The organism is Streptomyces sp. 4N124, from assembly GCF_052245395.1.
GTDB lineage: Bacteria > Actinomycetota > Actinomycetes > Streptomycetales > Streptomycetaceae > Streptomyces.
This window is the reverse complement of record NZ_JBQQBS010000093.1, coordinates 1-24,237: the sequence shown is the minus strand read 5'-3', so window position 1 is coordinate 24,237 and position 24,237 is coordinate 1. Positions and strand designations below refer to the sequence as shown.

Below are 24,237 nucleotides of genomic sequence, written 5' to 3'. Positions count from 1 at the left end.
TAAGGCTCCCAGTAGACGACTGGGTTGATAGGCCGGATCTGGAAGCCCTGTAAGGGGTGGAGGTGACCGGTACTAATAGGCCGAGGGCTTGTCCTCAGTTGCTCGCGTCCACTGTGTTAGTTCTGAGACAACGAACAGTTGTCGGCTTTGAGCTTGAACATCTAACTGAAGAGTGTGCTTGTTCGCTCGAAACCAATAGGGTTTCGGTGGTCATAGCGTGAGGGAAACGCCCGGTTACATTTCGAACCCGGAAGCTAAGCCTTACAGCGCCGATGGTACTGCAGGGGGGACCCTGTGGGAGAGTAGGACACCGCCGAACAATCTTTGGAGGACCCCTGGTCCCAGCGTTCAGCTGGGGCCAGGGGTCCTTTTGTTTTTACTGGAGCGCGCCGGGTGTCCCGAGTTGCGCGAGAATGACTGCGGTACCGAAGACAGGAGTCACCCATGTCCACCAACTCTCCCGAAGATCGACCGGAGCGCGACCAGCGGCGACGGGACAGTGGTGACCGTGGTGATCGCGGCGGGTACCGCGGTGGTCCGCGGCGCGGCAACGACCGCGCAGGTAGTGACCGAGGTGGGAACGAACGTGGCGGATACGGTCGTGGCAACGACCGCCGTGATGACCGTCGGGGCGACGACCGTGGCGATCGCGGTGGCTTCCGACGCGACGACCGGGACCGTGACCGGGATCGGGACCGAGGTAGCTCCGGCGGTCGCGACGACCGTTCCGGTACTCCGCGTCGCGACGACCGAGGTGGGCGGCCCGGGGGCTTCCGCCGGGACGGAGACCGTCCTCCGTTCCGGCGCGACGACCGTGGGGATCGCGCCGACCGCGGTGACCGCGGTGGAGACCGCCCTCCGTTCCGTCGCGATGACCGCGGTGACCGGGGCGGGGACCGCCCTCCGTTCCGTCGCGATGACCGCGGTGACCGGGGCGGGGACCGTCCCCCGTTCCGCCGTGACGACCGCGGTGGAGACCGTCCCCCGTTCCGTCGCGATGATCGCGGCGACCGGGGTGGGTTCCGGCGGGACGACCGTGGTGACCGTCCGGAGCGTGGTGGATTCCGCCGGGACGACAGCGGTGGACGGCCCGGAGGTTTCCGCGGCCGGGACGATCGGCGTGACGACCGTCGTGACGAGCGCAGGGACGACCGCCGCGAGGGCGACCGTTCCGGGTTCCGTCGCGATGACAACCGTGGCTACGGCCGGCGCGACGACCGTGGTCATGCCCGCCGGGATGACGATCGCGGCCAGGGGCGCCGGGATGACGACCGTGGTTACGCCCGTCGGGACGACGACCGCGGCCAGGGCCGCCGGGACGACGACCGCGGCTATGGCCGGCGCGACGACCGCAGGGACGACCGCCGAGGTGTCGACGACCGTGGACCCCGTGGTGGCTTCCGCAGGGATGACAGTCGGCGGGATGATAGTCGCGGGGACAGCCGAGGTGAGCGCGGTGGGTTCCGTGGGCGTGATGGGCGGGACGGGCGCGACGACCGTAGCCGTGGGCCCCGGCGGGACGACCGCGGTGGGCGGCCCGGGGGATTCCGTGGCCGGGATGATCGGCGGGACGACCGCAGGGGGGACGACCGCCGTGGCGGTGGGCGTTTCCGTGATGAGCGTGAGCGGGACCGGGAGCCCATCAAGCGGCTGCCGATTCCGGAGGACGTCACTGGCGAGGAGATCGACAAGGACGTACGGCAGGAGCTGCAGAGTCTGCCGAAGGGGCTTGCCGAGGACGTCGCCAAGAACCTGGTGATGGTCGCCCGGCTCATCGACGAGGACCCGGAGGGCGCGTACGGCTACTCCAAGGTGGCCCTGCGGCTGGCGTCGCGCGTCGCCGCCGTACGCGAGGCTGCTGGGTTCGCGGCGTACGCGAACCAGAAGTACAGCGAGGCGCTCGCCGAGTTCCGGGCCGCACGGCGGATGACCGGGAACGTGGACCTGTGGCCCGTCATGGCCGACTGCGAGCGGGGGCTCGGGCGGCCGGAGAAGGCGCTGGACATGGCCGGGGCGCCCGAGGTGAACAAGCTCGACAAGGCAGGTCAGGTCGAGATGCGGCTTGTCGCGGCGGGTGCCCGGCGTGACATGGATCAGCTCGACGCGGCCATCGTGACGCTGCAGAGCCCGGAGTTGGCCGCCGGTTCCGTACAGCCGTGGACCGCGCGGCTGCGGTACGCGTATGCCGACGCGCTGCTGGCCGCCGGCCGGGAGGCCGAGGCGCGGGAGTGGTTCGCGAAGGCGGTCGAGGCCGACAAGGACGGCAGCACGGACGCCTCCGACCGGCTTGCCGAGCTGGACGGTGTCGAGTTCGTCGATGCGCTGGACGAGAACGAGGGCGACGAGACGACGCCGCAGCCATCCTCTGAGGATGGCGAGGAGGACTAGGCGGAGACAGGGGCGGGATCCTGAGTTCAGGGTCCCGCCCCTTCGTCGTTCAGAGGTCCAGCGCGCGTAGCACCAGGCCCGACGCCGGTTTCGGGCCGAACGACGTCGACTTGCGGGGCATCGTGACGCCCTGGCGGGCCAGGTCGCGTACGACCTCCTCACGGACCGGGTGCATCAGGACGGCCGTACCGCCGTCGCGTTCGGCCTTGCGGACCGTGGCCGCGGTGTCGTGGATGTAGGCGATGTGGGCGGGGGAGTCCTCGGGGATGTGCCAGACGTGGTCGAGGAGTGTGGCGTGCAGGACGGTTGCGTCCAGGGTGCGCCAGGCTGCGGGGCGATCCGTCGGGACGGTGCGGGCCAGGAGGGCCGGGTCCGGTTCGTCCACGAGGTGGAATGTGCCGTCGCCGGCCAGCAGGAAGGCGTTGCCGGCGGCGGCCGCGTCGGCGAGGGCGTCCAGGGCCTCGGGGAGGGGCACTTCCAGGCGGCGTACGCGGAACAGGCCGTCGAGGGGCTTGAGTGCTTCCGCGACCGGCAGGCCGTGCAGGAGGCGGTGGATGGCGCGGACGCGGAGCGGGTAGCGGGCCGTGTCGACGAGGAGGACGAGGCCGTGGTCCCAGGGGCTGGGGGAGGGGTGCTCCGCGCGTAGACGCCGGTACGTCGCCCAGCGGTGGTGGCCGTCGGCGATCAGGGCCTGGTGCCGGGCGAGGTCGGCCTGGATGCGGGCCTGTTCATCGGGGTCGGTGATCGACCACAGGCGGTGGCTGAAGCCGTCCTCGGTGGTGGTGGAGAGGAGTGGGGGCTGCTCCGCCGTACGTTCGATGCTTGCGGTGGTGTCGGTTGCCGAGCCGTTGCCGCGGTACGTCAGGAGCAGGGGTTCGAGGTTCGCGGATGTGGCGCGCATGAGGTCGGCTCGGTCGGCCACGATGTGCGGCATGACGTCCTCGTGCGGCAGGACCAGGCCTTCCGCGGGATCCGAGACGCGCAGGGCGCCGATCACGCCGCGTTGCAGCATGCCGTCGCCGTCGCGCTGTTCGTAGACGTACAGGCCGGGCCGAGGGTCGGCCGCCAGGACCCCTTCGGAGAGCCAGCGTCGCAGGGTCTTGGCCGCCTGTTCGTTGCGGGCGGCGGCGGTGGGAGCTTGGGGGAGAATCAGGCGGACGATGTTGTACGGGTCGGCCGACTCGAGATGGAGCACGCCGTCGGGGCGGACCACGACGTCGTACGGCGGTGAGGTCACGGCGGCCAGACTGCCGACCCGGTCGGGGTCGTAGCGGAGCCCTCGGAACGGGGTGAGTTCGAGGCCCCGGCGCGCCGTTGCTTCCGAGTGACCTGCTGAGTTCATCCCGGCATCGTACGTGTGTCGGTGGCATGCGCGATGATCGGGGGAAAGCCGTCGAACGAGGAGCGATGCGGAATGAGCCAGAGCGTCAGGACGAGGCCGGAGGGCAGTGGCCAGGCCCTGAGCGAGGCGCACGACACGGCGCTGCTCGACCTGGACGGAGTGGTGTACGCGGGTGGGAACGCGATTGCGTACGCCGTCGAATCGCTCGCCGCCGCTCGTTCGGGAGGCATGCACCTGGCGTATGTCACGAACAACGCCCTGCGCACCCCTGACGTCGTATCCGCGCATCTGACCGCGCTGGGCATACCGACGGCGGCGTCCGACGTCATCACCTCGGCGCAGGCGGTCGCCCGGCTGATCGCCGAGCAGGTGCCGCAGGGCTCCCGGGTGCTGGTGATCGGCGGGGAGGGGCTGCGGGTCGCGTTGCGTGAGCGGGGGCTTGAGCCCGTGGAGTCGGCGGACGACGATCCGGCGGCGGTCGTGCAGGGGTACGGCGGGCCCGAACTGCCGTGGGGCCGCTTCGCGGAGGCGTGCTACGCCATCGCGCGCGGGGTGCCCTGGTTCGCGTCCAACACCGACCTGACGATTCCCAGTGCTCGTGGGATCGCGCCGGGCAACGGCGCGGCGGTGCAGGTCGTCCGGATCGCGACGGGTGCCGAGCCGCAGGTGGCCGGCAAGCCGCTGCCTCCGATGCACCGGGAGACGGTTCTGCGGACCGGGGCCGAGCGGCCGCTGGTGGTGGGGGATCGCCTGGACACGGACATCGAGGGTGCGTTCAACGGAGGCGTGGACTCGCTGCTGGTGCTGACCGGCGTGACCGACGGACCTCAGCTGCTCGCCGCTCCGCCGCAGCACCGGCCGACGTATGTCGACGCCGATCTGCGCGGCATGCTCACCGGTCAGCCGGAGGTCACGCCGGAGGGTGACGGGTTCCGGTGCGGTGGCTGGAGGGCGAGGGCCGGCGCCGAGAGGCTGGAACTCGACGGTGACGGCGAGGCGTTGGACGGCCTGCGGGCCCTGTGCGCGGCGGCCTGGACGTCGGCAGGGGAGGGGGTGTGCGAGCTGGACGGGGGGAAGGCGCTGGCGCGGCTGGGGTTGTGAGCGCTCGCGGTCACTCACCGGCAGGGGATCCGCGTACGGCAACGGAGCGGGATCGTGGCCGAATAGGAGGGTAGGCTAACCTAACTGCGTGTTGGTCGACAGTCCTCCTGAACAGCGCGCGGAGACCGCCCCCGCGCCCCCGAAACGCCGGGCGATACGTGCCTTTGGGCTGCTTGTCTCCGTGGCGATCCTGTTGCTCGTCGCGCTGGCGAGCATCGCGATCGGTGCGAAAGAGCTGTCCGTGGACCAGGTGTGGCACGGATTGTTCGAGGACTCGGGGACGTACGGCGATGTCGTCGTCGCGGAACGCCTCTCGCGGACCGTGCTGGGACTGCTCGCCGGTGCCGCGCTGGGCCTGGCGGGCGCCGTGCTCCAGGCGCTCACCCGCAATCCGCTGGCCGACCCGGGGCTGCTCGGCATCAACGCGGGCGCCTCGGCCGCGGTCGTCACCGCCATCACCTACTTCGGCGTCACCAGCCTGACCGGCTATGTGTGGTTCGCGTTCTTCGGGGCGGCGGCGGTCGGGGCGCTGGTCTGGTTCCTCGGCGGCAGCCGGGGTGCCACGCCGGTGCGGCTCGCGCTCGCCGGCACCGCTATCAGCGCCGCGCTCTACGGCTATCTCCAGGCCGTGATGATCATGGACGAGGCCGCGCTGGGCAAGATGCGCTTCTGGACGGTCGGTTCGCTGAGTTCGGCGACCAACGACATCATCCTGAGGGTGCTGCCCTTCCTCGCCGTCGGCATGCTGCTCGCTTTCGCGCTCGCCCGGCCGCTCAACGCCATGGCCATGGGCGACGACACCGCCAAGTCCCTGGGCGCCAACCTCAACCGCACACGGGCGCTGTCCATGCTCGCCGCCACCGTGCTGTGCGGGGCCGCGACCGCCGCCTGCGGGCCGATCGTCTTCGTCGGGCTGATGGTGCCGCACGTCGTACGGTCCTTCACCGGCCCCGATCTGCGCTGGATCCTGCCGTACGCGGCCGTCCTGTCGCCGGTGCTGCTGCTGGGGGCCGATGTGATCGGCAGGATCGTGACCCGGCCCGCGGAGCTGCAGGTCGGCATCGTGACCGCGATCCTCGGTGGGCCGGTCTTCATCTTTCTGGTACGACGGCGGAGGACGGCCCAGCTGTGAAGACGACCGTGAAGCCGACTGTGAAGGCGACCAACCGTGCCATCAGGACGCCCGGCGGGCTCTCCGTCCGGCTGGACGTCCGTGCCTTCACCGTCGTAGCCCTGCTGCTGCTCGCCGCACTCGCCGCGAGCGTCCTGCTGATCGGCACCGGCGACTTCCCCATCTCGGTCGGCGATGTGCTCAAGACGCTGGTGGGCAACGGCAATGCGGGGCAGGAGTTCATCGTCAACGATCTGCGACTGCCACGGGTGCTGGTCGGGCTCCTGGTGGGTGGATCGCTGGGGCTGGGTGGTGCGCTGTTCCAGGCCATCTCGCGCAATCCGCTGGGCAGTCCGGACATCCTCGGCCTCGGGCAGGGTGCGACGGCGGGTGCGCTCGTGGTGATCGTGCTGATGTCGGGGAGCGCGGCCCAGGTCACCGTCGGGGCGCTGGTGGGCGGTCTGGTGACCGGTATGGCCATCTATCTGCTCGCCTGGAAGCGGGGCGTGCACGGGTATCGACTGGTGCTGGTCGGTATCGGTGTGTCCGCGATCGTGACGGCGGTCAACGGCTATCTGCTCACCAAGGCCGACCTGGTCGACGCGGCTCGTGCGGTCGTCTGGATGACCGGGTCCCTCAACGGCCGTGACTGGCAACAGGTCTGGCCGCTGCTCTGGCTGTGCGCCGTGCTCGTACCGCTGATCCTCGCCAACGCGCGCGCTCTGCGGATGATGGAGATGGGCGACGACGTGTCGAACGCCCTCGGGGTGCGCGTCGAACGCGTCCGGATGCTGCTGATGGTGGCCGCCGTACTGCTCACCGCCGCCGCGACCGCCGCCGCCGGTCCCGTCAGCTTCGTCGCACTCACCGCACCCCAGCTCGCCCGGCGTCTGACCCGCTCACCCGGGCCCAACCTGCTGCCGTCCCTGTGCATGGGCGCCGCGCTGCTGGTCATCGCCGACTGGGCCTCACAGCGGGCGTTCGGCGCCGACCAGCTGCCCGTGGGTGTGATCACAGGCGTGGTCGGCGGCGTCTATCTGCTGTGGCTGCTGGTCACCGAGCGCAAGGCGGGGCGGATATGAGGGCCCTGAGGAAAACGGCGGACCTGAGCGCTGCGAAGACGACGCGTGGCACTGCGAACGAGAACACCAAGAGGAGCACCGTGAACCGCCTGTCCGCCGAGGACGTCACCCTCGCCTACGACCAGCGCGTCATCGCCGAGCAACTGTCGGTGGAGATACCCGACAACTCCTTCACGGTGATCGTCGGCCCGAACGCGTGCGGCAAGTCCACGCTGCTGCGGGCGCTGTCACGGATGCTGAAGCCCAGCCAGGGCCGGGTGCTGCTCGACGGCTCGGTCATCCAGTCGATGCCCGCGAAGAAGGTCGCGCGGACGCTGGGCCTGCTGCCGCAGTCGTCGATCGCGCCCGACGGGATCACGGTCGCCGACCTGGTGGGCCGCGGCCGGTACCCGCACCAGGGGATCCTGCGCCAGTGGTCGACCGAGGACGAGCGGGTCGTACAGGAGTCGATGCGGCAGACCGGCGTCGCCGAGCTGGCCGATCGCTATGTCGACGAATTGTCCGGCGGTCAGCGGCAGCGCGTGTGGATCGCGATGGCGCTGGCGCAGCAGACGCCGTTGCTGCTGCTGGACGAGCCGACGACGTATCTCGACATCCAGCACCAGATCGACGTGCTCGATCTCTGTGCGGAGCTGCATGAGGAGCAGGGGCGCACGCTGGTCGCCGTGCTCCACGACCTCAACCATGCCGCCCGGTACGCCACCCACCTCATCGCCCTGAAGGGCGGGGCGATCATCGCCGAGGGCGCTCCGAACGACATCGTCACCGCGGAGCTGGTCGAGGAGGTCTTCGGGCTGCGCTGCCAGGTCATCGACGACCCGGAGACGGGGACGCCGCTGGTGGTGCCGGCCGCGCGGAAGGCGCGGACCGACGACAGGAAGGTCGCCGCTACAGAAGCTTCCTGAGGACGAGCAGGTCGCGCAGGCTCGCGTGCAGCTTCACGCGGCCCGAGCCCCAGGCCTTCGCGAAGTTCAGCTCGCCGTCGACCAGTGCCACCAGGTCGTCGCCGGCCAGGCTGAATCTGACCTGGGCCTTCTCCTGGGGTGGGCCCTGGAGCGTCTCGTGGACCTCGATCCGGCCGCCCGTCATGCGTCCCGCGAAGGTGACGTCCAGGTCGGTGATGTGGCAGCTCACCGAGCGTTCCAGGGCGGCGGCCGTGCGGGCGTCCCCCTCGGCGTCCTGCATGTTGTCCGAGAGCTTTTCGAGTGCGGCGCGGCACTCCTCAGTCGTGGCCATCGAGATCGACGGTACCCCAGCGGTTCGGGGTAGCGTCTGGGCATGAGCGACTCACTGCCGGGGACCGAGATCCCGGAGGAGGAGACGGCGCCGGTCGAGCCCGAGTACGACCCCGCCGGCCCCGCCCCGCTGAACGTCCCGCGCACCCCCACCGACAACGCCGACGTCGACGCCCAGCTGGAGCGGCTCGGCGACGCCGACCACCTCGCCACGGACGGACACATGGAGGTGTACGAGGATGTACACCGGGGGCTGCGCGACGCGCTCACCGCGCTCGACGCCCGCCCGGGGCCTCCGGCGCCCCCGACGTCGTACGGACATAGGAGCTGAACCGAACGTGGCAGGAGTCGCACGCCGCCGTCTCGATGCGGAGCTGGTCCACCGGAAGCTCGCGCGCTCGCGTGAGCATGCCAGCCAGCTGATCGCTGCCCGGCGGGTCACCGTCGGCAAGATCGTGGCGACCAAGCCGGCCACGCAGGTGGAGACGGCGGCGGCGATCGTGGTCCTGGCCGACGACAGCGACCCGGGCTATGTCTCCCGGGGCGGGCACAAGCTCGCCGGCGCGCTGCAGGTCTTCGTACCCCAGGGGCTCGTCGTCAAGGGGCGGCGGGCGCTGGACGCGGGGGCGTCCACGGGAGGCTTCACGGACGTACTGCTGCGGGCCGAGGCCGCGCACGTCGTCGCCGTGGACGTCGGATACGGGCAACTCGCGTGGACTCTGCAGAGCGATGAACGCGTCACCGTCAAGGACCGTACGAACGTACGCGAGTTGACGCTTGAGGCGATCGATGGGGAGCCCGTGGATCTTGTCGTGGGGGATCTGTCCTTCATCCCGCTCGGACTGGTGCTGCCCGCCCTGGTGCGGTGCGTGCGGCCGGACGCCGATCTGGTGATGATGGTCAAGCCGCAGTTCGAGGTGGGGAAGGAGCGGCTGGGGAGCGGGGGTGTGGTGCGCAGTCCGGAGCTGAGGGCCGAGGCCGTACGGGGTGTCGCCCGGCGGGCCTGGGATCTCGGGCTCGGCGTGAAAGGCGTCACCGCCAGTCCGCTGCCCGGGCCCTCCGGGAATGTCGAGTACTTTCTGTGGCTGCGGGCCGGAGCAGCCGAACTGGACCCGGCCGACGTTGACCGTGCAGTGGCGGAGGGGCCGCGTTGACACAGAACCGAGCTCGTACTGTTTTTCTGCTCGCCCACACCGGCCGGCCTGCGGCGATCCGCAGCGCCGAGCTCGTGGTCAAGGGGTTGCTGCGCGAGGGCATCGGGGTGCGCGTGCTGGAGTACGAGGCGCGTGACCTGCCCTTGCCCGACGAGGTGGAGCTGGTCAAGGAGGCGACTCCGCAGTGCCTCGACGGGTGTGAGCTGCTGATCGTGCTGGGTGGCGACGGGACGTTGCTGCGCGGCGCCGAGTTCGCGCGGGCGTCCGGGGTGCCGATGCTCGGCGTCAATCTCGGGCGCGTCGGGTTCCTCGCGGAGGCCGAGCGGGACGATCTCGACAAGGTTGTCGACCGGGTGGTGACGAAGGCGTACGAGGTCGAGGAGCGGATGACCGTCGATGTCGTCGTGCACAGCAACGGGGACATCGTGCACACGGACTGGGCGCTGAACGAGGCGGCGGTGCAGAAGGCCGGCGCCGAGAAGTTGCTTGAGGTCGTGCTGGAGATTGATGGGCGGCCGGTGACGGGGTTCGGGTGTGACGGGATTGTCTTGTCGACGCCGACCGGGTCTACCGCGTATGCGTTTTCCGCGGGTGGGCCTGTGGTGTGGCCTGAGGTTGAGGCGCTGTTGATGGTGCCGATCAGTGCGCATGCGTTGTTTGCGAAGCCGCTTGTGACGTCGCCGGATTCTGTGCTGGCGGTGGAGGTTCTGCCGCATATTCCGCCGGGTGTGTTGTGGTGTGACGGGCGGAGGACTGTGGAGTTGCCTGCGGGGGCTCGGGTGGAGGTGCGGCGGGGGGCTGTGCCGGTGCGCCTGGCTCGGTTGCATCATGCGTCGTTCACTGACCGGCTGGTGGCCAAGTTCGCGTTGCCGGTTTCTGGGTGGCGGGGGGCGCCGCACTAGCCGGTTGTGGGGGGTGGTTTCGGAGCGTTGAGGGCTGCGGGTTCGTTGTGGTTGCTCGCGCAGTTCCCCGCGCCCCTATAGGTCGGTCCACTCCCCTGGGTGACAGGGTGCCTCGCGCTCCTACTCCCCGACCTCGTAAGGTCGTGTCCGTGTTGGAGGAGATGCGGATACGGTCGCTCGGAGTCATCGACGATGCGGTTGTCGAGTTGTCGCCGGGGTTCACCGCTGTCACCGGTGAGACCGGTGCCGGTAAGACCATGGTCGTCACCAGCCTCGGGCTGTTGCTCGGGGGGCGGGCCGATCCGGCGCTCGTGCGGATCGGGTCCGAGAAGGCGGTCGTGGAGGGGCGGATCGGCGTGCCCGAGGGTGCCTCCGCCGCCGTACGGGCCGAGGAGGCCGGGGCGGAGCTCGATGACGGGGCGCTGTTGATCAGCCGTACCGTTTCCGCCGAAGGGCGGTCGCGGGCGCATCTCGGTGGGCGGAGTGTGCCGGTCGGGGTGCTGGCGGAGCTGGCCGACGAGCTGGTGGCCGTGCATGGGCAGACCGATCAGCAGGGGCTGCTGAAGCTGTCCCGGCAGCGGCAGGCGCTGGACCGGTATGCGGGGGAGGCCGTCGCGGGGCCGCTCGCCAAGTACGGGGAGGCGTATCGGCGGCTGCGGGCCGTCGCCGCAGAGCTCGACGAGATCACCACGCGCGCGCGTGAGCGGGCTCAGGAAGCCGACATGCTGCGGTACGGGCTCGAGGAGATCGCGGGCGTCGAGCCGCGTGCCGGTGAGGATGTCGAACTGGCGGAGGAGGCCGAGCGGCTGGGGCACGCGGAGGCGCTGGCGTCCGCCGCGACGGTCGGGCATGCCGCGCTCGCCGGGAATCCGGAGGACCCGGAGGGGGTCGACGCGGCGACGCTCGTCGCGGGGGCGCAGCGGGCGTTGGAGGCGGTGCGGTCGCACGATCCGGCGCTGGCCGCGCTGGCGGACCGGATCGGGGAGATCGGGATTCTGCTGGGGGACGTGGCCGGGGAGCTGGCGGGGTACGCCGACGATCTGGATGCCGATCCCTTGCGGCTGGCCGCCGTGGAGGAGCGGCGGGCCGCTCTCAGTGCCCTGACCCGGAAGTACGGCGAGGATGTCGCCGCCGTGCTCGCCTGGGCCGAACAGGGCGCCGCGCGGCTCACCGAGCTGGACGGCGACGACGAACGGCTCGACGAGCTGACCGCCGAGCGGGATGCGCTGCGGGTCGAACTGGGCGGGCTGGCACAGGCGTTGACGGATGCGCGAGCGGAGGCCGCCGAGCGGTTCGCCGCCGCGGTGACCGCCGAACTGGCCTCGCTGGCCATGCCGCACGCGCGCGTGTCGTTCGACATCCGGCAGACCGAGGACCCCGAGGGCGTCGAGGTCGGCGGGCGTACGGTCGCGTACGGGCCGTCGGGCGCCGACGAGGTCGAGCTGCTGCTCGCCCCGCATCCCGGGGCGCCGCCCCGGCCCATCGCCAAGGGCGCCTCCGGCGGTGAGCTGTCGCGCGTGATGCTGGCCGTGGAGGTCGTGTTCGCGGGGACCGATCCGGTGCCGACGTATCTCTTCGACGAGGTCGACGCGGGTGTCGGCGGCAAGGCGGCCGTGGAGATCGGGCGGCGGCTGGCGCGGCTCGCCAAGACCGCGCAGGTCGTCGTCGTGACGCATCTGCCGCAGGTCGCCGCGTTCGCCGATCGGCAGCTGCTCGTCGAGAAGACCAACGACGGGTCCGTCACCCGGTCCGGTGTGAAGGTCCTCGAAGGGGAGGAGCGGATCCGGGAGTTGTCCCGGATGCTCGCCGGCCAGGAGGACTCGGAGACGGCCCGGGCACATGCGGAGGAGCTGCTGGCGACGGCTCGGGCGGACATGTAGCGCGGCGCGCTTAGGGTGTACGGATGATCATCACCCGACTCGGTCTGTCCGCCCTCCTCACCCGCGCCACCGTCGCCGTCCTTCGCGCCAAGGCCCCGGGTGAACGCTGGCACCGCACGAACTACGCCGGGCGGACCGTCGAGTTGTACGCCGGTCCGGCGGCGGCCGTGGCGGCGACGCTCGGCACCGCACACGCCCGTCCCGCCGCCGCGCTCGCCGTGGCCGCCGCCGGGGCGTGCGGGGCGTACGACGATGTCGCGGGGGACCACCGGCGGGGCTTCCGCGCCCATCTGTCCGCGCTCCGGCAGGGTGAAGTCACCAGCGGCGCCGTGAAGTTGTTCGGGATCGGGGCCGCCGGTCTGGTCGCGGGGGCGCTGCTCAAGGAGAAGCCGGTCGACAAGGTGCTCGCGGGGGTCGTGATCGCCGGGGCCGCGCACTTCGTCAATCTCGTGGACGTTCGCCCCGGGAGGGCCGCGGGGGCGGTGCTGCTCCTCGGGGCGCCGGGGCTGTTGCGAGAGGGGGCGGACGTGGCCGCCGTCGCCATGGGAGCCGCCGGTGCCGTGCTGCCCGACGATCTCGGTGAGCGGGCGATGCTGGGCGACACAGGGGCGCATGCGCTGGGCGCGGCTCTCGGTGCCGCCGTTGTCGCGAGCAACGGCCGGGCGGGACTGGTGGCGCATGCCGCCGCTGTCGTGGCCGCGGCGGTCTGCGGGGACCAGGTCAGCGAAGCGGCTCGCTCACTCGTGTGAGTGACCGTGGAGCCGTGGTGTGCGGCCGTGTCACCTCGGGGTTCACGGAACGCCCGTACGGCCTGGCATCCTTGGGGTTGTACGTCGTACGCGTAGGGATCCCCGCGGTACACCCCCTCCGCGCGATCCTTCTGTACGTTTCTTCGTGACCGCCCGACGCCGAACCAGGAGCCCCCGGCCACGTGAGCCCCGTGAGCAGCCACTCAGCGACCGGCCAGTCGCCGCTGCGCACCGTGCAGGTGCTCGGCGGAGGCAACGCGGGCAGCAGCGCACATGTGCGTTCGCTGGCTTCGGGGCTCGTCGCTCGGGGCGTGCGGGTGACCGTGTGCGCCCCCGCCGAGGCCGACCGCGCCCATGACTTCACCGGCGCCGGAGCCGAGCACGTGCATGTGCCGCGCAGCAGCGATCCGACCTCCGTGGCCGCGCTGCGGGCGGTGTGCGCGAACGCCGACCTGGTGCACGCGCACGGGCTGCACGCCTCCTTCCGCGCCGCGCTCGCGCTCAGCGGGCGGCGCACTCCGCTCGTCGTGACGTGGCACAACCGCGCGCATGCCGAAGGGGCCCGCGCCCACCTGCTGCGGATGCTGGAGCGGCGGGTCGTGAAGGCCGCGTCGGTGGTGCTCGGGGCGTCCTCGGACCTGGTGGAACTGGCCCGCCGCACCGGTGCGCGCGACGCCCGGCTCGCCGCCGTCGCCCTGCCCGGGCCGCGCGGGCCGGTCGAGCAGGACGACCCCGACCGGCTGCGCCCCAAGCTGCGGGCCGAACTCGGCGCCACCGGCCGCCCGTTGCTGATGGCCGTCGGCTCCCTCGACCGGCACCGGGGCTACGAAACGCTGCTGGACGCCACGCGCGCGTGGCGCCGCCTCGACCCCGTGCCGCTCGTCGTGATCGCCGGGGAGGGACCGCTGCGGGCCGACCTCCAGCGGCGGATCGAGGACGAGGGACTGCCGGTCCGGCTCATCGGGCTCCGTGACGACGTCGGCGAACTGCTCGCCGCAGCCGACCTCGCCCTGCTGCCCAGCCGTTGGGAATCGCGCTCCGTGCTCGCGCAGGAGGCCCTCCACGCGCGCGTGCCGCTCGTCGCCACAGCCGTCGGCGGCAACCCCGAACTCCTCGGCGACGCCGCCGAACTCGTGCCGTACGGCGACGCGGAGGCCCTCGCCGACGCCGTCGTACGCCTGCTCGCGGACCCCGAACTCCGGGAACTGCTGAAGGAGAAGGGCGCACGGCAGGCGGCCAGTTGGCCCACGGAGGACGAGACGGTCGCCCAAGTCCTCAGTGTCTACGACGAGTTGACGCAGCCCAGGCCCATGATCTAGGGCACGTGTCGGCGTGCGCGCAGTGCCAGGCTCAACGCCAGTACCGTCTGCGGGTCGTCGAGGTCCGTGCCGAGCAACTCGCCGATGCGGGCGAGGCGGTTGTAGAGGGTCTGCCGGTTCAGATGCAGCTCGCGGGCCGTCTCCGCCTTGCGGCCCGCGTGGGCCAAGTACGTCTGCAGGGTGGGCAGCAGCGGGGGCTTGGACTTGCTGTCGTGGTCGCGGACCGGGCCGATCGCACGGTCCACGAAGGCCGCCAGGTCGGGATGGTCGCGCAGCCGCCACAGCAGCAGGTCGATGTCGAGGCGGCGGGCGTCGTACCAGGGGCGGTCCGTCAGGCCCTGCGCCGCCGTCGCCGTCTCGGCCGCGTGCCTGAGGCCCGCCGACGCCGCCGCCCAGCCGCCGGCCACCCCGACGACCACGACAGGTGGCTGCGCGCCCGGCCGCTGCATCCCGGCCCGCTCCACACCCGCCCGCAGCGCCGCCGCGACCCGGTCCGCGACGGGTGCCCGCTCCGACTCCGACCGCAGGCCGAGCAGCACCAGGACCCGGCCCTCCACCGGCCGCACACCGAGCAGCACCGGCACGCCCACGGACGCCAGCTCCTCGGAGACCGCGCGTGCCAGCACCGCCCAGCCACCGCCCGGCGACAGAGCGTCCCCGAGGCGCATCACCACAGGCATCAGCGGGCTGTCCCCCGGCTTGAAGCCCAGCACGCGCGCCTGCGCGGGCGCGTCCTCGGCCGTGATACGGCCTTCCGCGAGGTCGGTGAGGAAGTCGCCCCGACCACGCGCCGCCAGCTCCTCCTCCTGGCGGGCCTGCATCAGCACCACGGCCAGGATGCTCGCGGCCCGCTCGGCGGCGATGCGGTGCACCGGCGCCAGCGGGGCCCGCACCGGCAGCAGGGCGAGACGGGCGCGCACCGACCCCGCTCCCGGGCCGCCGCCCGGCACGTCCACGAGCACCGACCCGGCCGGCGGCGGGGCGTCCTTGTGCGGGCCGCGCAGCCCCTCCCACACCTGGAGCGGATCCGCGCCCTCGGGCCCGGCACCGGCGGCATACAGCAGTTGCCCGTCCGTCGTCTCCAGGAAGACCGGGTTGCCGCAGAAGTCGGCCAGGATCCCGAGCACCTGCGGCACCCCGCCACCGCCCAACAGGGCCTCCGTGCACCGCCGGTGCACCTCTTCGGCCCGCTGGAGCAGCGCGTAGTGGCCGTTGACGATCTCGGTGTGGATCTCCTCGGTGACCGTCACGAAGGGCACCTCGCGGTGCAGCTGGACCAGGGGGAGCCCGGCGCTGCGGGCCGTCTCGACGAGGGCGGCGGGCAGGCGGGTGAAGCGCGGGCCCAGTTCCACCACCAGGGCCGCGATCCCGCGCTCGGCCAGCGTGCGGACGAACGCCCGCTGATCGGCCGGACGGGTGCCGAGCCCGTATCCCGTCGTCAGGAGCAGTTCGCCGCCCTTGAGGAGCGAGGCGATGTTCGGGACCTCGCCCGCGTGGACCCAGCGCACGGTCCGCTGCAGCCGGTCGGCGCCCGCGAGCACTTCGGGCAGTCCGCTGCGCAGCCCGGGCAGCTCCAGCGCCCGCTGAACGGTGATCCCGGCGCCCTGGCTCTCGAAACGGCTGTCCGTGCGGCTGTCCATGCTGCGGACGGTACCTGCGCGAATGCTCCCGCGACATCTCCGGGACGATCTTCGTCGCGGTTGAGGAGATCGCGGCGGGGTAAGCGCGCCGCCATGGACTTCAGCGTGGTCGCGGTTGCGCGAGAGGACGACAGTGCCGTCGAGGAGCCGCTCAGGGTCGCCGTGATCGCCGACCGGCTCGGGTACCGCGAGGTGTGGGCCGGTGAGGGGCCGACGTGGGACGCGTTCGTGCTCGCCACGGCGATCGGGCGGGCCACCGAGCGGGTCGCGCTGACCGCCGGGCCCGTGGCGGTGTCCGTGCGCGACCCGTTCACGATCGCCCGGGGCGCCGCCTCCTGCGCCGCCGTCACCGGCCGGCCGGTCGGGGTGGCGCTGGGCACGTCCAGCAAGCGGGTCGTCGAGGGCGTGCACGGACGCCCGCGGGTCCGGCCCGCCGCCGTACTCGAGGAGAGCGCGGCTGCCGTACGACAGTTGCTGCACGGCGCGTACGGCGAGCCGGTCGTGCCCGGCAGTGGTTTCCGGCGGCGGCAGCAGCCGCCCGGGGGACCGCTCACCGTGGCCGCGTTCGGCAACCGGGCGATCGCCACGGCCGCCGAGCACGCCGACCGCATGCTGCTCGACATCGTCTCCCCGGAGCAGGTCCGCACCCTGCGCGCCCGGATGATCGACGCCGCCGAGCGCGCGGGCCGTACGTCGCCACCGACCCTGGCCGCCTGGCTGCCGGCCGCCGTCGATCCGGACCCGGACTCCCTCGCGCAGGTCATGCGGAGCATCGCGGGATATCTGACCGTGCCGGGCTACAGCGACATGTTCGAGGCGGCCGGTTTCGGGGCGGCCGTCGAACTGGCCCGGACCGGTGCCGACCCCGGCACGCTGGTGCGGGCGCTGCCCGCTCGGGCGGCGGGCACGGTCGGCCTGGTGGGCGACGTCGACGCCGTACGCGCGCGTGCCGAGGAGTACGCCGAGGCCGGCCTCGACGAGATCGCCCTCGTCCCGGCGACGGCGGGCGACCCGGGCGGGGAACGCACGCTGACGGCCCTCAAGCAGGCCTGATGTTGTGGTTGAAGCGGAAGACGTTGTCGGGGTCGTACTGCCGCTTCAGCGCTTCGAGCCGCCGATGGTTCTCGACGCCCAGACCGGCGATCACCCGCTCCGGGCCCTCGTCGCCGATGAAGTTCAGATAGACCGCGCCGGTGCTCCACGGCCCGGCGTCGGCGCGGACGTCGCGGACCCACTGGATGCACCGCTCGTCGTCCGCCGGGTCCTGCCACATGCCGTACGGGTGCACCGCCCACGGCGCGTCACGGTAGGGCACCGGATAGTCGTGCGAGCCGGCGGCGATCGCACCGCCCTGGGGGAGCAGCACGAACTGGGTGCCGGTCGGCACGGGCATGCCCTGGGCGCCCGTGCAGAAGACGGCCACGTAGTTGTCCGGTGCGCCGGTCAGATACTCCGCCGACCAGTAGTGCCGCATGCCGGGCGGATCGTCGATCATGCACTGCACGTCGGCGTACGGCATCGCGCCGACGATCTCCGCCTCGTGCTTCAGTGCCAGCAGGGGATCGGCGTACTTGCGCATGTCCTGCTCCGCACCGGCGTACGTCAGAAGCACGCCGCACACCAACTCGCCGACCAGGGACGGCGGTACGAACTCCTCGGGCGGACCGGTGAAGTACAGGACGCCGCCGCTCACCTCGTCCGGGCCGGACTCGATCACGTCGCGGAAGGTACGGACGGCCGCGGGCGCGAACTCCGGCGCGTACAGCAGCATCGCGATGGCGAACTCGGGCAGTTCGTGCAACTTCAGGGTGAGCGCGGTGGCGATGCCGAAGTTGCCGCCACCGCCGTGCAGTGCCCAGAACAGCTCCGGGTTCTCGTCCGCGTTCGCGTGCACCTGGTTTCCGTCGGCGGTGACCAACTCCACGCCGAGCAGATTGTCGACGGCGAGCCCGCAGCAGCGGTCCAGCCAGCCGGTGCCGCCGCCGAGCACGAAGCCGCCCACGCCGGTCGTCGAGGCCCTGCCTCCCGTGGTCGCCAGCCCGTGCGGCTGGGTCGCGCGGTCCACATGGCTCCAGGTGGCCCCGCCCTCGACCCGTACCGCCTCCGCTCCCGGATGGACGGTCACCTCGTGCATCCGGCGCAGGTCGACCACCAGGCCGCCGTCGTTGACCGCCATCCCCGCCACGCTGTGCCCACCGCCGCGCACGGCGATGTTGAGGTCCAGCTCCCGGCCGAACCGCACGGCCCGGACGACGTCGTCGACGTTCGCGCACTGCGCGATCACGGCGGGCCGCCGGTCGATCATGGCGTTGAAGACGGCGCGCGCCTCGTCGTAACCGGGATCCCCGGGAGCGAACACCTCACCGGCCAGATCCTCACGCAGCGCGGCGAGGGCCGCGCCCGCCGTCGAGAGGGAAGCCATGGCTGCCCCCTTCCATGCCGGGGCAATCGCTTGCTCCCAGCCTAGGCGGGCGCGTCACAAGCGTCCTGTTCAGCCGCCGTACGCCCCCGAGGCCGTCAGCCGCAGTGCGGTGTCGATGAGGGGCACGTGGCTGAAGGCCTGCGGGAAGTTGCCGACCTGGCGCTGCAGGCGCGGGTCCCACTCCTCGGCCAGCAGACCGAGGTCGTTGCGCAGTGACAGCAGCTTCTCGAAGAGCTTGCGGGCCTCGTCGACGCGGCCGATCATCGCCAGGTCGTCGGCCATCCAGAAGGAGCAGGCGAGGAAGGCGCCCTCGTCGCCGGGGAGGCCGTCGACGCCCTCGTCCTCGCCCTGCGTCGGGTAGCGCAGGATGAAGCCGTCCTCGGTGGACAGCTCGCGCTGGATCGCCTCGATGGTGCCGATGACCCGCTTGTCGTCCGGCGGCAGGAAGCCCATCTGCGGGATCAGCAGCAGCGAGGCGTCCAGCTCCTTCGAGCCGTACGACTGTGTGAAGGTGTTGCGCTCCTTGTCGTAACCCTTCTCACACACATCCCGGTGGATGTCGTCGCGCAGCTCGCGCCAGCGCTCCAGCGGGCCGTCCGCGTCGCCGGACTCGATCAGCTTGATCGTGCGGTCGACCGCGACCCACGCCATGACCTTGGAGTGCACGAAGTGGCGGCGCGGGCCGCGCACCTCCCAGATGCCCTCGTCCGGCTCGTCCCAGTGCCGCTCCAGATAGCGGATCAGCTTGAGCTGGAGCAGCGAGGCGTAGTCGTTGCGGGCCAGGCCCGTCATGTGCGCCAGGTGCAGGGCCTCGGTGACCTCGCCGTACACATCCAGCTGGAGCTGGTGCGCGGCGCCGTTGCCGACCCGGACCGGGGCGGAGTTCTCATAGCCGGGCAGCCAGTCCAGCTCGGCCTCGCCCAGCTCGCGCTCGCCCGCGATGCCGTACATGATCTGCAGGTTCTCGGGGTCGCCGGCGACCGCGCGCAGCAGCCACTCGCGCCAGGCGCGGGCCTCCTCGCGGTAGCCGGTGCGCAGCAGCGAGGAGAGCGTGATCGCCGCGTCGCGGAGCCAGGTGTAGCGGTAGTCCCAGTTGCGGACGCCGCCGATCTCCTCCGGCAGGGAGGTGGTGGGGGCGGCGACGATGCCGCCGGTCGGGCCGTACGTCAGCGCCTTGAGCGTGATCAGCGAGCGGATCACCGCCTCGCGGTAGGGGCCGTGGTACGTGCAGTGCTCCACCCAGTCGCGCCAGAAGTCCTCGGTCGCCTCCAGCGACTGCTCCGGCTCCGGCAGCGGAGGCGGCTCCTTGTGCGAGGGCTCCCAGGAGATGGTGAACGCGATCCGGTCGCCCGGTCCGACGGTGAAGTCCGAGTACGTCGTGAGCGACTTGCCGTAGGTCTCGGCGGATGTGTCGAACCACACGGAGTCGGGGCCCGCGACGGCCACCGTCCGACCCTCGTGCCGGTGCACCCACGGGACGATCCGGCCGTAGGAGAAACGCATCCTGAGCGCCGAGCGCATCGGCACGCGGCCCGAGACGCCCTCCACGATCCGGATGAGCTGCGGGGCGCCGTCACGCGGGGGCATGAAGTCGATGACCCGGACCGTGCCGCGCGGGGTGTCCCACTCGGACTCCAGGATCAGCGAGTCCCCGCGGTAGGTGCGCCGGGCCGCGACGGGCGGCTCGGCGTCGGCCGCGTGCGCGGGGCCCAGCCGCCAGAAGCCGTGTTCCTCGGTGCCCATCAGACCGGCGAAGATGGCGTGCGAGTCGAAGCGGGGCAGGCAGAGCCAGTCCACTGTGCCGTCCCGGCAGACCAGGGCAGCGGTCTGCATGTCTCCGATGAGTGCGTAGTCTTCGATGCGCCCGGCCACGTGCAACTCCAGTCGAACGGCCACGTCACCCCACAAGGGGGCTGTCGCTAGTGCGGTCAAGGGGTCTTTGTCATACGTCGTTGAGCGATGAAGCAAAGCAGTCGCTCATGCCGTGAGGCAAAACAACAGTCGTTGCTCAACGAACTGACGAGCTCTCGTTGTTCCGGTGGGTACGGGCTGGGGTGGTGCCGTTTTGCCGGCCGGGCTCGGCAGCGAGTGTCCGAGCAGGATACGACGCACGTAGATGATCTGTGTGCCGCTCCGGGCAACGCGGGTGCGCCGAACGGGTGAGCAACGGGTGAGAAAGAAGTAAGCGGTACGTGTCCGTGCCGACCTGTGTGCGGAGCGTGGCCGGAAGCCATCGCCTCCTGGCGCTGATACCCTGGTAGCCCGTGGACCGGTGGGAGAAAAACCCCGGAACGCACCACAGACCGCGACCACGGGAGCCCCCTCTTGGCCATGCCGCCCAAATCCACGACGACCAAGCACATCTTCGTCACCGGGGGTGTCGCCTCCTCTCTCGGCAAGGGCCTGACGGCCTCCAGCCTCGGCATGCTGCTCAAAGCCCGGGGCCTGCGCGTCGTGATGCAGAAGCTCGATCCGTATCTGAATGTCGACCCGGGCACGATGAACCCGTTCCAGCACGGTGAGGTCTTCGTCACCAACGACGGCGCCGAGACAGACCTGGACATCGGACACTACGAGCGCTTCCTCGACCGTGACTTGGACGGCTCCGCCAATGTCACTACAGGGCAGGTCTACTCGACGGTGATCGCCAAGGAGCGGCGCGGTGAGTACCTGGGCGACACCGTGCAGGTCATCCCGCACATCACCAACGAGATCAAGCACCGTATCCGCCGTATGGCCACCGACGAGGTCGACGTCGTGATCACCGAGGTCGGCGGCACCGTCGGCGACATCGAGTCGCTGCCGTTCCTGGAGACGGTCCGCCAGGTCCGGCACGAGGTCGGCCGTGACAACGTCTTCGTCGTCCATATCTCGCTCCTGCCCTACATCGGCCCCTCGGGAGAGCTGAAGACGAAGCCGACCCAGCACTCGGTTGCGGCGCTCAGAAACATCGGTATCCAGCCGGACGCGATCGTGCTGCGCTGCGACCGCGAGGTGCCCACCGCGATCAAGCGCAAGATCTCGCTGATGTGCGACGTCGACGAGTCGGCCGTGGTCGCCTGCCCTGACGCCAAGTCCATCTACGACATCCCGAAGACCGTGCACGGCGAGGGCCTGGACGCCTATGTGGTCCGCAAGCTGGACCTGCCCTTCCGTGATGTGGACTGGACGACCTGGGACGACCTGCTCGACCGCGTCCACAACCCCGACCACGAGATCACCCTCGCCCTGGTCGGCAAGTACATCGACCTGCCCGACGCCTACCTCTCGGTCACCGAGGCGCTGCGCGCGGGCGGCTTCGCCAACAAGGCCCGCGTGAAGATCAAGTGGGTCACCTCGGACGACTGCAAGACCCCGGCCGGCGCCAAGGCACAGCTCGCCGACGTCGACGGCATCTGCATCCCGGGCGGCTTCGGCGACCGCGGTGTGCTCGGCAAGGTCGGCGCGATCAAGTACGCCCGCGAGAACAAGATCCCGCTGCTCGGACTCTGCCTGGGCCTGCAGTGCATCGTGATCGAGGCCGCGCGCCACCTGCTCGACATCTCGGACGCCAACTCCACCGAGTTCGACTCCGCCACCGGCCACCCGGTCATCTCCACCATGGCCGAGCAGCTCGACATCGTCGCGGGCGAGGGCGACATGGGCGGCACGATGCGGCTGGGCATGTACCCGGCCAAGCTCGCCGAGGGCTCCATCGTGCGTGAGGTGTACGACGGCAAGGAGTACGTCGAGGAGCGGCACCGTCACCGGTACGAGGTGAACAACGCCTACCGCGCGGAGCTGGAGAAGAAGGCCGGCATCGTCTTCTCGGGCACCTCGCCGGACGGCAAGCTCGTCGAGTACGTCGAGTATCCGCGTGACGTCCACCCCTATCTGGTCGCGACCCAGGCGCACCCCGAGCTGCGCTCGCGTCCGACGCGTCCGCATCCGCTGTTCGCCGGGCTGGTGAAGGCCTCGGTCGAGCGGAAGAATTCCAAGTAACACACCAGTTGTACGGTTGCCGGGGTGCGTACCTTCAAGGTCGCGCCCCGGTTTTTTTCTGCACATCCGGAAGGACACGGCATGACCATCAAGGACACCCCCGAGGAGTGGGAGATCCGGGCGACGGAGACCCCCTTCGTGGGCAACAAGACCTCCGTCCGCACCGACGAGGTGGTCATGCCCGACGGCTCGGTGGTCCGCCGTGACTACCAGGTCCACCCCGGCTCCGTGGCGGTCCTCGCCCTCGACGACGACGGCCGTGTCCTGCTCATCAGGCAGTACCGCCACCCCGTACGGCAGAAGCTGTGGGAGATCCCGGCCGGCCTGCTCGACGTCCCCGGCGAGAACCCGCTGCACGCCGCCCAGCGCGAGCTGTACGAGGAGGCGCACGTCAAGGCCGAGGACTGGCGGGTGCTGACCGACGTCTACACCACCCCCGGCGGCTGCGACGAGGCCGTACGGATCTTCCTCGCCCGCGATCTGTCCGAGGCCGAGGGGGAGCGCTTCGAGGTCGAGCACGAGGAGACCGACCTGGAGTACGCGCGCGTGCCCGTCGACGAGCTCGTCCGGGGTGTGCTCACGGGCGAGCTGCACAACAACTGCCTGATCGTGGGCGTCCTTTCACTGGTCGCCGCCCAGCAGGGTGATGGACTCGACGCACTGCGCCCCGCGGACGCGCCCTGGCCGGCGCGGCCCTTCGAGGTCTGAACACGATTGGGCCACTCCGGTGTGACCATCGGCTGATCCGATCGGGCGACGTGTCCGCCGCGCTCCTCACGGAACGTTGCAGAGCGTGAACTAGGCTCTGAAAATGCCCGAGCCGGAGTCCCGGCGGGTTGGCACGTGTGGTGGGACGGGAGTGTGGCCCGTGACGGATCAGGCGGTGGACACTGGTGGCGCGCGGCTGTCCGCGCACACTGCTGCGGAGCCTCGATTCCTGGGCCGCACACGGGAGTTGAAGGAGCTGCGCGCCGACATCGAGCGCGCGGGACTGGACACCCTCTCCGGCCGCAAGGCCCCACGCGCGCGCGTGCTGCTCATCGCGGGCAGGCCCGGCTCAGGACGTACCGCACTCGCCGAGGAACTGGTGCGGCAGGTAGCGGACCGTTACCGGGACGGAGTGCTGCGAGCGCGCCTGAGCGAGCCCGACGGCAGCCCCGTCCCCGTCGAGCGCACCGCCCGCGAACTGCTCACCGCCCTGGAACTGCCCACCCCGCCCGGCGCCCGTGACGACGACCTGACCGAGGTGCTGCGCACCGCCCTCGCCGACCGGCGTGTCCTGCTCCTGCTCGACGACGCCGCCACCGCGGAGCAGGTCGACGCACTGCTGCCGGACACCGCGGAATGCCTGGTCGTCGCCGTGTCCGGCGGACCGCTGACCGGGATCGCGGACGTCCGCCCGTGCACCCTGGGCGGCCTCGACACCAAGTCGGCCGTGGAACTGCTGTCCCGGCACACCGGCTCGGTCCGCATCACCGTCGACCCGCGGGCCGCCGAGGGACTCGTCGAGGAGTGCCAGGCCCAGCCCGCCGCGCTGATGCTGGCCGGCGGCTGGCTCGCCGCCCGCCCGAAGGCGGCCGTCGCCGACTTCGCCAAGCAGCTGCATGCGGAGGGTGACGACGGCACGCCGCTCAGCCGGGTCTTCCGGCTCGCCTACGCGTCCCTGCCGAGCACCGCCGCCCGGACACTGCGCCTGCTCTCCCTCGCCCCCGCCGGCCTGATCGACCCGCACACCGCCTCCGCGCTCGCCGGCTGCTCGGTGGACGGCGCCCGCACCGCCCTGGACGACTTCGTCTCCCTCGGCCTGCTGCGGAGCGTGCCCGCGCCGCTGCCGCAGTACCAGGTTCCCGGCTGCCTGCACCCCCTGCTCAAGGCGCTGACCGAGACCCAGGACCGCCCCGCCGAGCTCCAGCTCGCGCGCGCCCGCATGC

General features: G+C 71.3%; 21 protein-coding genes and 2 rRNA genes. 18 read left to right on the top strand and 5 right to left on the bottom strand.

Going from position 1 to position 24,237, the window contains the following annotated elements:
• The 4 genes from ACTWQO_RS45905 to ACTWQO_RS45890 all read left to right on the top strand — a co-directional run.
• Window positions 1-96, top strand: a 23S ribosomal RNA gene (locus ACTWQO_RS45905); the annotation flags it as partial.
• Window positions 97-202: 106 nt separating this feature from the next.
• Window positions 203-319, top strand: a 5S ribosomal RNA gene (gene rrf, locus ACTWQO_RS45900).
• A 183-nt stretch (window positions 320-502) separates the two neighbouring features.
• Complete coding sequence (locus tag ACTWQO_RS45895) at window positions 503-1,759, top strand: hypothetical protein (protein ID WP_443243349.1); 1,257 nt, start codon at window positions 503-505, stop codon at window positions 1,757-1,759.
• Entirely contained in the window at window positions 1,651-2,388 is a 738-nt protein-coding gene (locus ACTWQO_RS45890) for a hypothetical protein (protein ID WP_443243348.1), read from the top strand. Before ACTWQO_RS45895 ends, ACTWQO_RS45890 begins: the two co-directional genes overlap by 109 nt.
• A 49-nt stretch (window positions 2,389-2,437) precedes the next feature.
• On the opposite strand, the gene ACTWQO_RS45885 is transcribed toward ACTWQO_RS45890, so the two are convergent.
• On the bottom strand, window positions 2,438-3,730 hold the full coding sequence (locus ACTWQO_RS45885) for a DUF1015 domain-containing protein (RefSeq protein WP_443243346.1): 1,293 nt from the start codon (window positions 3,728-3,730) through the stop codon (window positions 2,438-2,440).
• A gap of 72 nt (window positions 3,731-3,802) precedes the next feature.
• Between ACTWQO_RS45885 and ACTWQO_RS45880 the strand changes: the two genes are divergently transcribed.
• The 4 genes from ACTWQO_RS45880 (at window position 3,803) to ACTWQO_RS45865 (ending at window position 7,929) form a co-directional block, all read left to right on the top strand.
• Complete coding sequence (locus ACTWQO_RS45880) at window positions 3,803-4,831, top strand: HAD hydrolase-like protein (RefSeq protein WP_443243345.1); 1,029 nt, start codon at window positions 3,803-3,805, stop codon at window positions 4,829-4,831.
• Between the two features lie 88 nt (window positions 4,832-4,919).
• Entirely contained in the window at window positions 4,920-5,963 is a 1,044-nt protein-coding gene (locus ACTWQO_RS45875; RefSeq protein WP_443243344.1) for a FecCD family ABC transporter permease, read from the top strand.
• Entirely contained in the window at window positions 5,960-7,024 is a 1,065-nt protein-coding gene (locus tag ACTWQO_RS45870) for a FecCD family ABC transporter permease (protein ID WP_443243343.1), read from the top strand. Before ACTWQO_RS45875 ends, ACTWQO_RS45870 begins: the two co-directional genes overlap by 4 nt.
• Window positions 7,021-7,929 carry an ABC transporter ATP-binding protein gene (locus ACTWQO_RS45865; RefSeq protein WP_443243342.1) on the top strand — a complete coding sequence of 303 codons (909 nt, stop codon included), beginning with the start codon at window positions 7,021-7,023 and terminating at the stop codon, window positions 7,927-7,929. Before ACTWQO_RS45870 ends, ACTWQO_RS45865 begins: the two co-directional genes overlap by 4 nt.
• Here the strand turns inward: ACTWQO_RS45865 and ACTWQO_RS45860 are convergent.
• Window positions 7,913-8,260, bottom strand: a complete 348-nt coding sequence (locus ACTWQO_RS45860; RefSeq protein ID WP_443243341.1) for an SCP2 sterol-binding domain-containing protein — start codon at window positions 8,258-8,260, stop codon at window positions 7,913-7,915. The genes ACTWQO_RS45865 and ACTWQO_RS45860 overlap by 17 nt on opposite strands.
• Window positions 8,261-8,302: 42 nt before the next feature.
• Between ACTWQO_RS45860 and ACTWQO_RS45855 the strand changes: the two genes are divergently transcribed.
• The 6 genes from ACTWQO_RS45855 (at window position 8,303) to ACTWQO_RS45830 (ending at window position 14,263) form a co-directional block, all read left to right on the top strand.
• Window positions 8,303-8,590, top strand: coding sequence for a hypothetical protein (locus tag ACTWQO_RS45855; RefSeq protein ID WP_443243340.1), 288 nt, complete (start codon window positions 8,303-8,305; stop codon window positions 8,588-8,590).
• A gap of 7 nt (window positions 8,591-8,597) precedes the next feature.
• The gene (locus ACTWQO_RS45850; protein WP_443243339.1) at window positions 8,598-9,413 is read left to right on the top strand and encodes a TlyA family RNA methyltransferase; all 816 of its coding nucleotides are present in this window, start codon (window positions 8,598-8,600) and stop codon (window positions 9,411-9,413) included.
• The gene (locus ACTWQO_RS45845) at window positions 9,410-10,315 is read left to right on the top strand and encodes an NAD kinase (RefSeq protein ID WP_362952541.1); all 906 of its coding nucleotides are present in this window, start codon (window positions 9,410-9,412) and stop codon (window positions 10,313-10,315) included. The genes ACTWQO_RS45850 and ACTWQO_RS45845 overlap by 4 nt, the downstream gene beginning before the upstream one ends.
• 161 nt (window positions 10,316-10,476) lie before the next feature.
• Window positions 10,477-12,195, top strand: coding sequence for a DNA repair protein RecN (recN, locus tag ACTWQO_RS45840; protein ID WP_443243347.1), 1,719 nt, complete (start codon window positions 10,477-10,479; stop codon window positions 12,193-12,195).
• Window positions 12,196-12,218: 23 nt separating this feature from the next.
• On the top strand, window positions 12,219-12,944 hold the full coding sequence (locus tag ACTWQO_RS45835) for a hypothetical protein (RefSeq protein WP_443243338.1): 726 nt from the start codon (window positions 12,219-12,221) through the stop codon (window positions 12,942-12,944).
• 182 nt (window positions 12,945-13,126) lie between these two features.
• Window positions 13,127-14,263 (top strand): glycosyltransferase family 4 protein, encoded by a 1,137-nt coding sequence (locus tag ACTWQO_RS45830; protein WP_443243337.1) that lies wholly within the window; start codon window positions 13,127-13,129, stop codon window positions 14,261-14,263.
• On the opposite strand, the gene ACTWQO_RS45825 is transcribed toward ACTWQO_RS45830, so the two are convergent.
• Entirely contained in the window at window positions 14,260-15,903 is a 1,644-nt protein-coding gene (locus ACTWQO_RS45825) for a PucR family transcriptional regulator (RefSeq protein ID WP_443243336.1), read from the bottom strand. The genes ACTWQO_RS45830 and ACTWQO_RS45825 overlap by 4 nt on opposite strands.
• Window positions 15,904-15,996: 93 nt before the next feature.
• On the opposite strand from ACTWQO_RS45825, the gene ACTWQO_RS45820 reads away from it, so the two are divergent.
• Window positions 15,997-16,956, top strand: a complete 960-nt coding sequence (locus ACTWQO_RS45820; protein WP_443243335.1) for an LLM class F420-dependent oxidoreductase — start codon at window positions 15,997-15,999, stop codon at window positions 16,954-16,956.
• Here ACTWQO_RS45820 and ACTWQO_RS45815 read toward each other — a convergent pair.
• The gene (locus ACTWQO_RS45815) at window positions 16,943-18,325 is read right to left on the bottom strand and encodes an FAD-binding oxidoreductase (RefSeq protein ID WP_443243334.1); all 1,383 of its coding nucleotides are present in this window, start codon (window positions 18,323-18,325) and stop codon (window positions 16,943-16,945) included. The genes ACTWQO_RS45820 and ACTWQO_RS45815 overlap by 14 nt on opposite strands.
• 69 nt (window positions 18,326-18,394) lie before the next feature.
• Window positions 18,395-20,197: a glycoside hydrolase family 15 protein gene (locus tag ACTWQO_RS45810; RefSeq protein WP_443243333.1), complete on the bottom strand. Its 1,803-nt coding sequence runs from the start codon at window positions 20,195-20,197 to the stop codon at window positions 18,395-18,397.
• Window positions 20,198-20,656: 459 nt separating this feature from the next.
• Between ACTWQO_RS45810 and ACTWQO_RS45805 the strand changes: the two genes are divergently transcribed.
• From ACTWQO_RS45805 to ACTWQO_RS45795, 3 genes are all read left to right on the top strand, one after another.
• Entirely contained in the window at window positions 20,657-22,306 is a 1,650-nt protein-coding gene (locus ACTWQO_RS45805; RefSeq protein WP_443243332.1) for a CTP synthase, read from the top strand.
• Between the two features lie 81 nt (window positions 22,307-22,387).
• Window positions 22,388-23,014 carry an NUDIX domain-containing protein gene (locus tag ACTWQO_RS45800; RefSeq protein ID WP_443243331.1) on the top strand — a complete coding sequence of 209 codons (627 nt, stop codon included), beginning with the start codon at window positions 22,388-22,390 and terminating at the stop codon, window positions 23,012-23,014.
• Window positions 23,015-23,174: 160 nt separating this feature from the next.
• Window positions 23,175-24,237: NB-ARC domain-containing protein (locus tag ACTWQO_RS45795; protein ID WP_443243330.1), on the top strand; the 1,063-nt coding region annotated here is incomplete at its 3' end.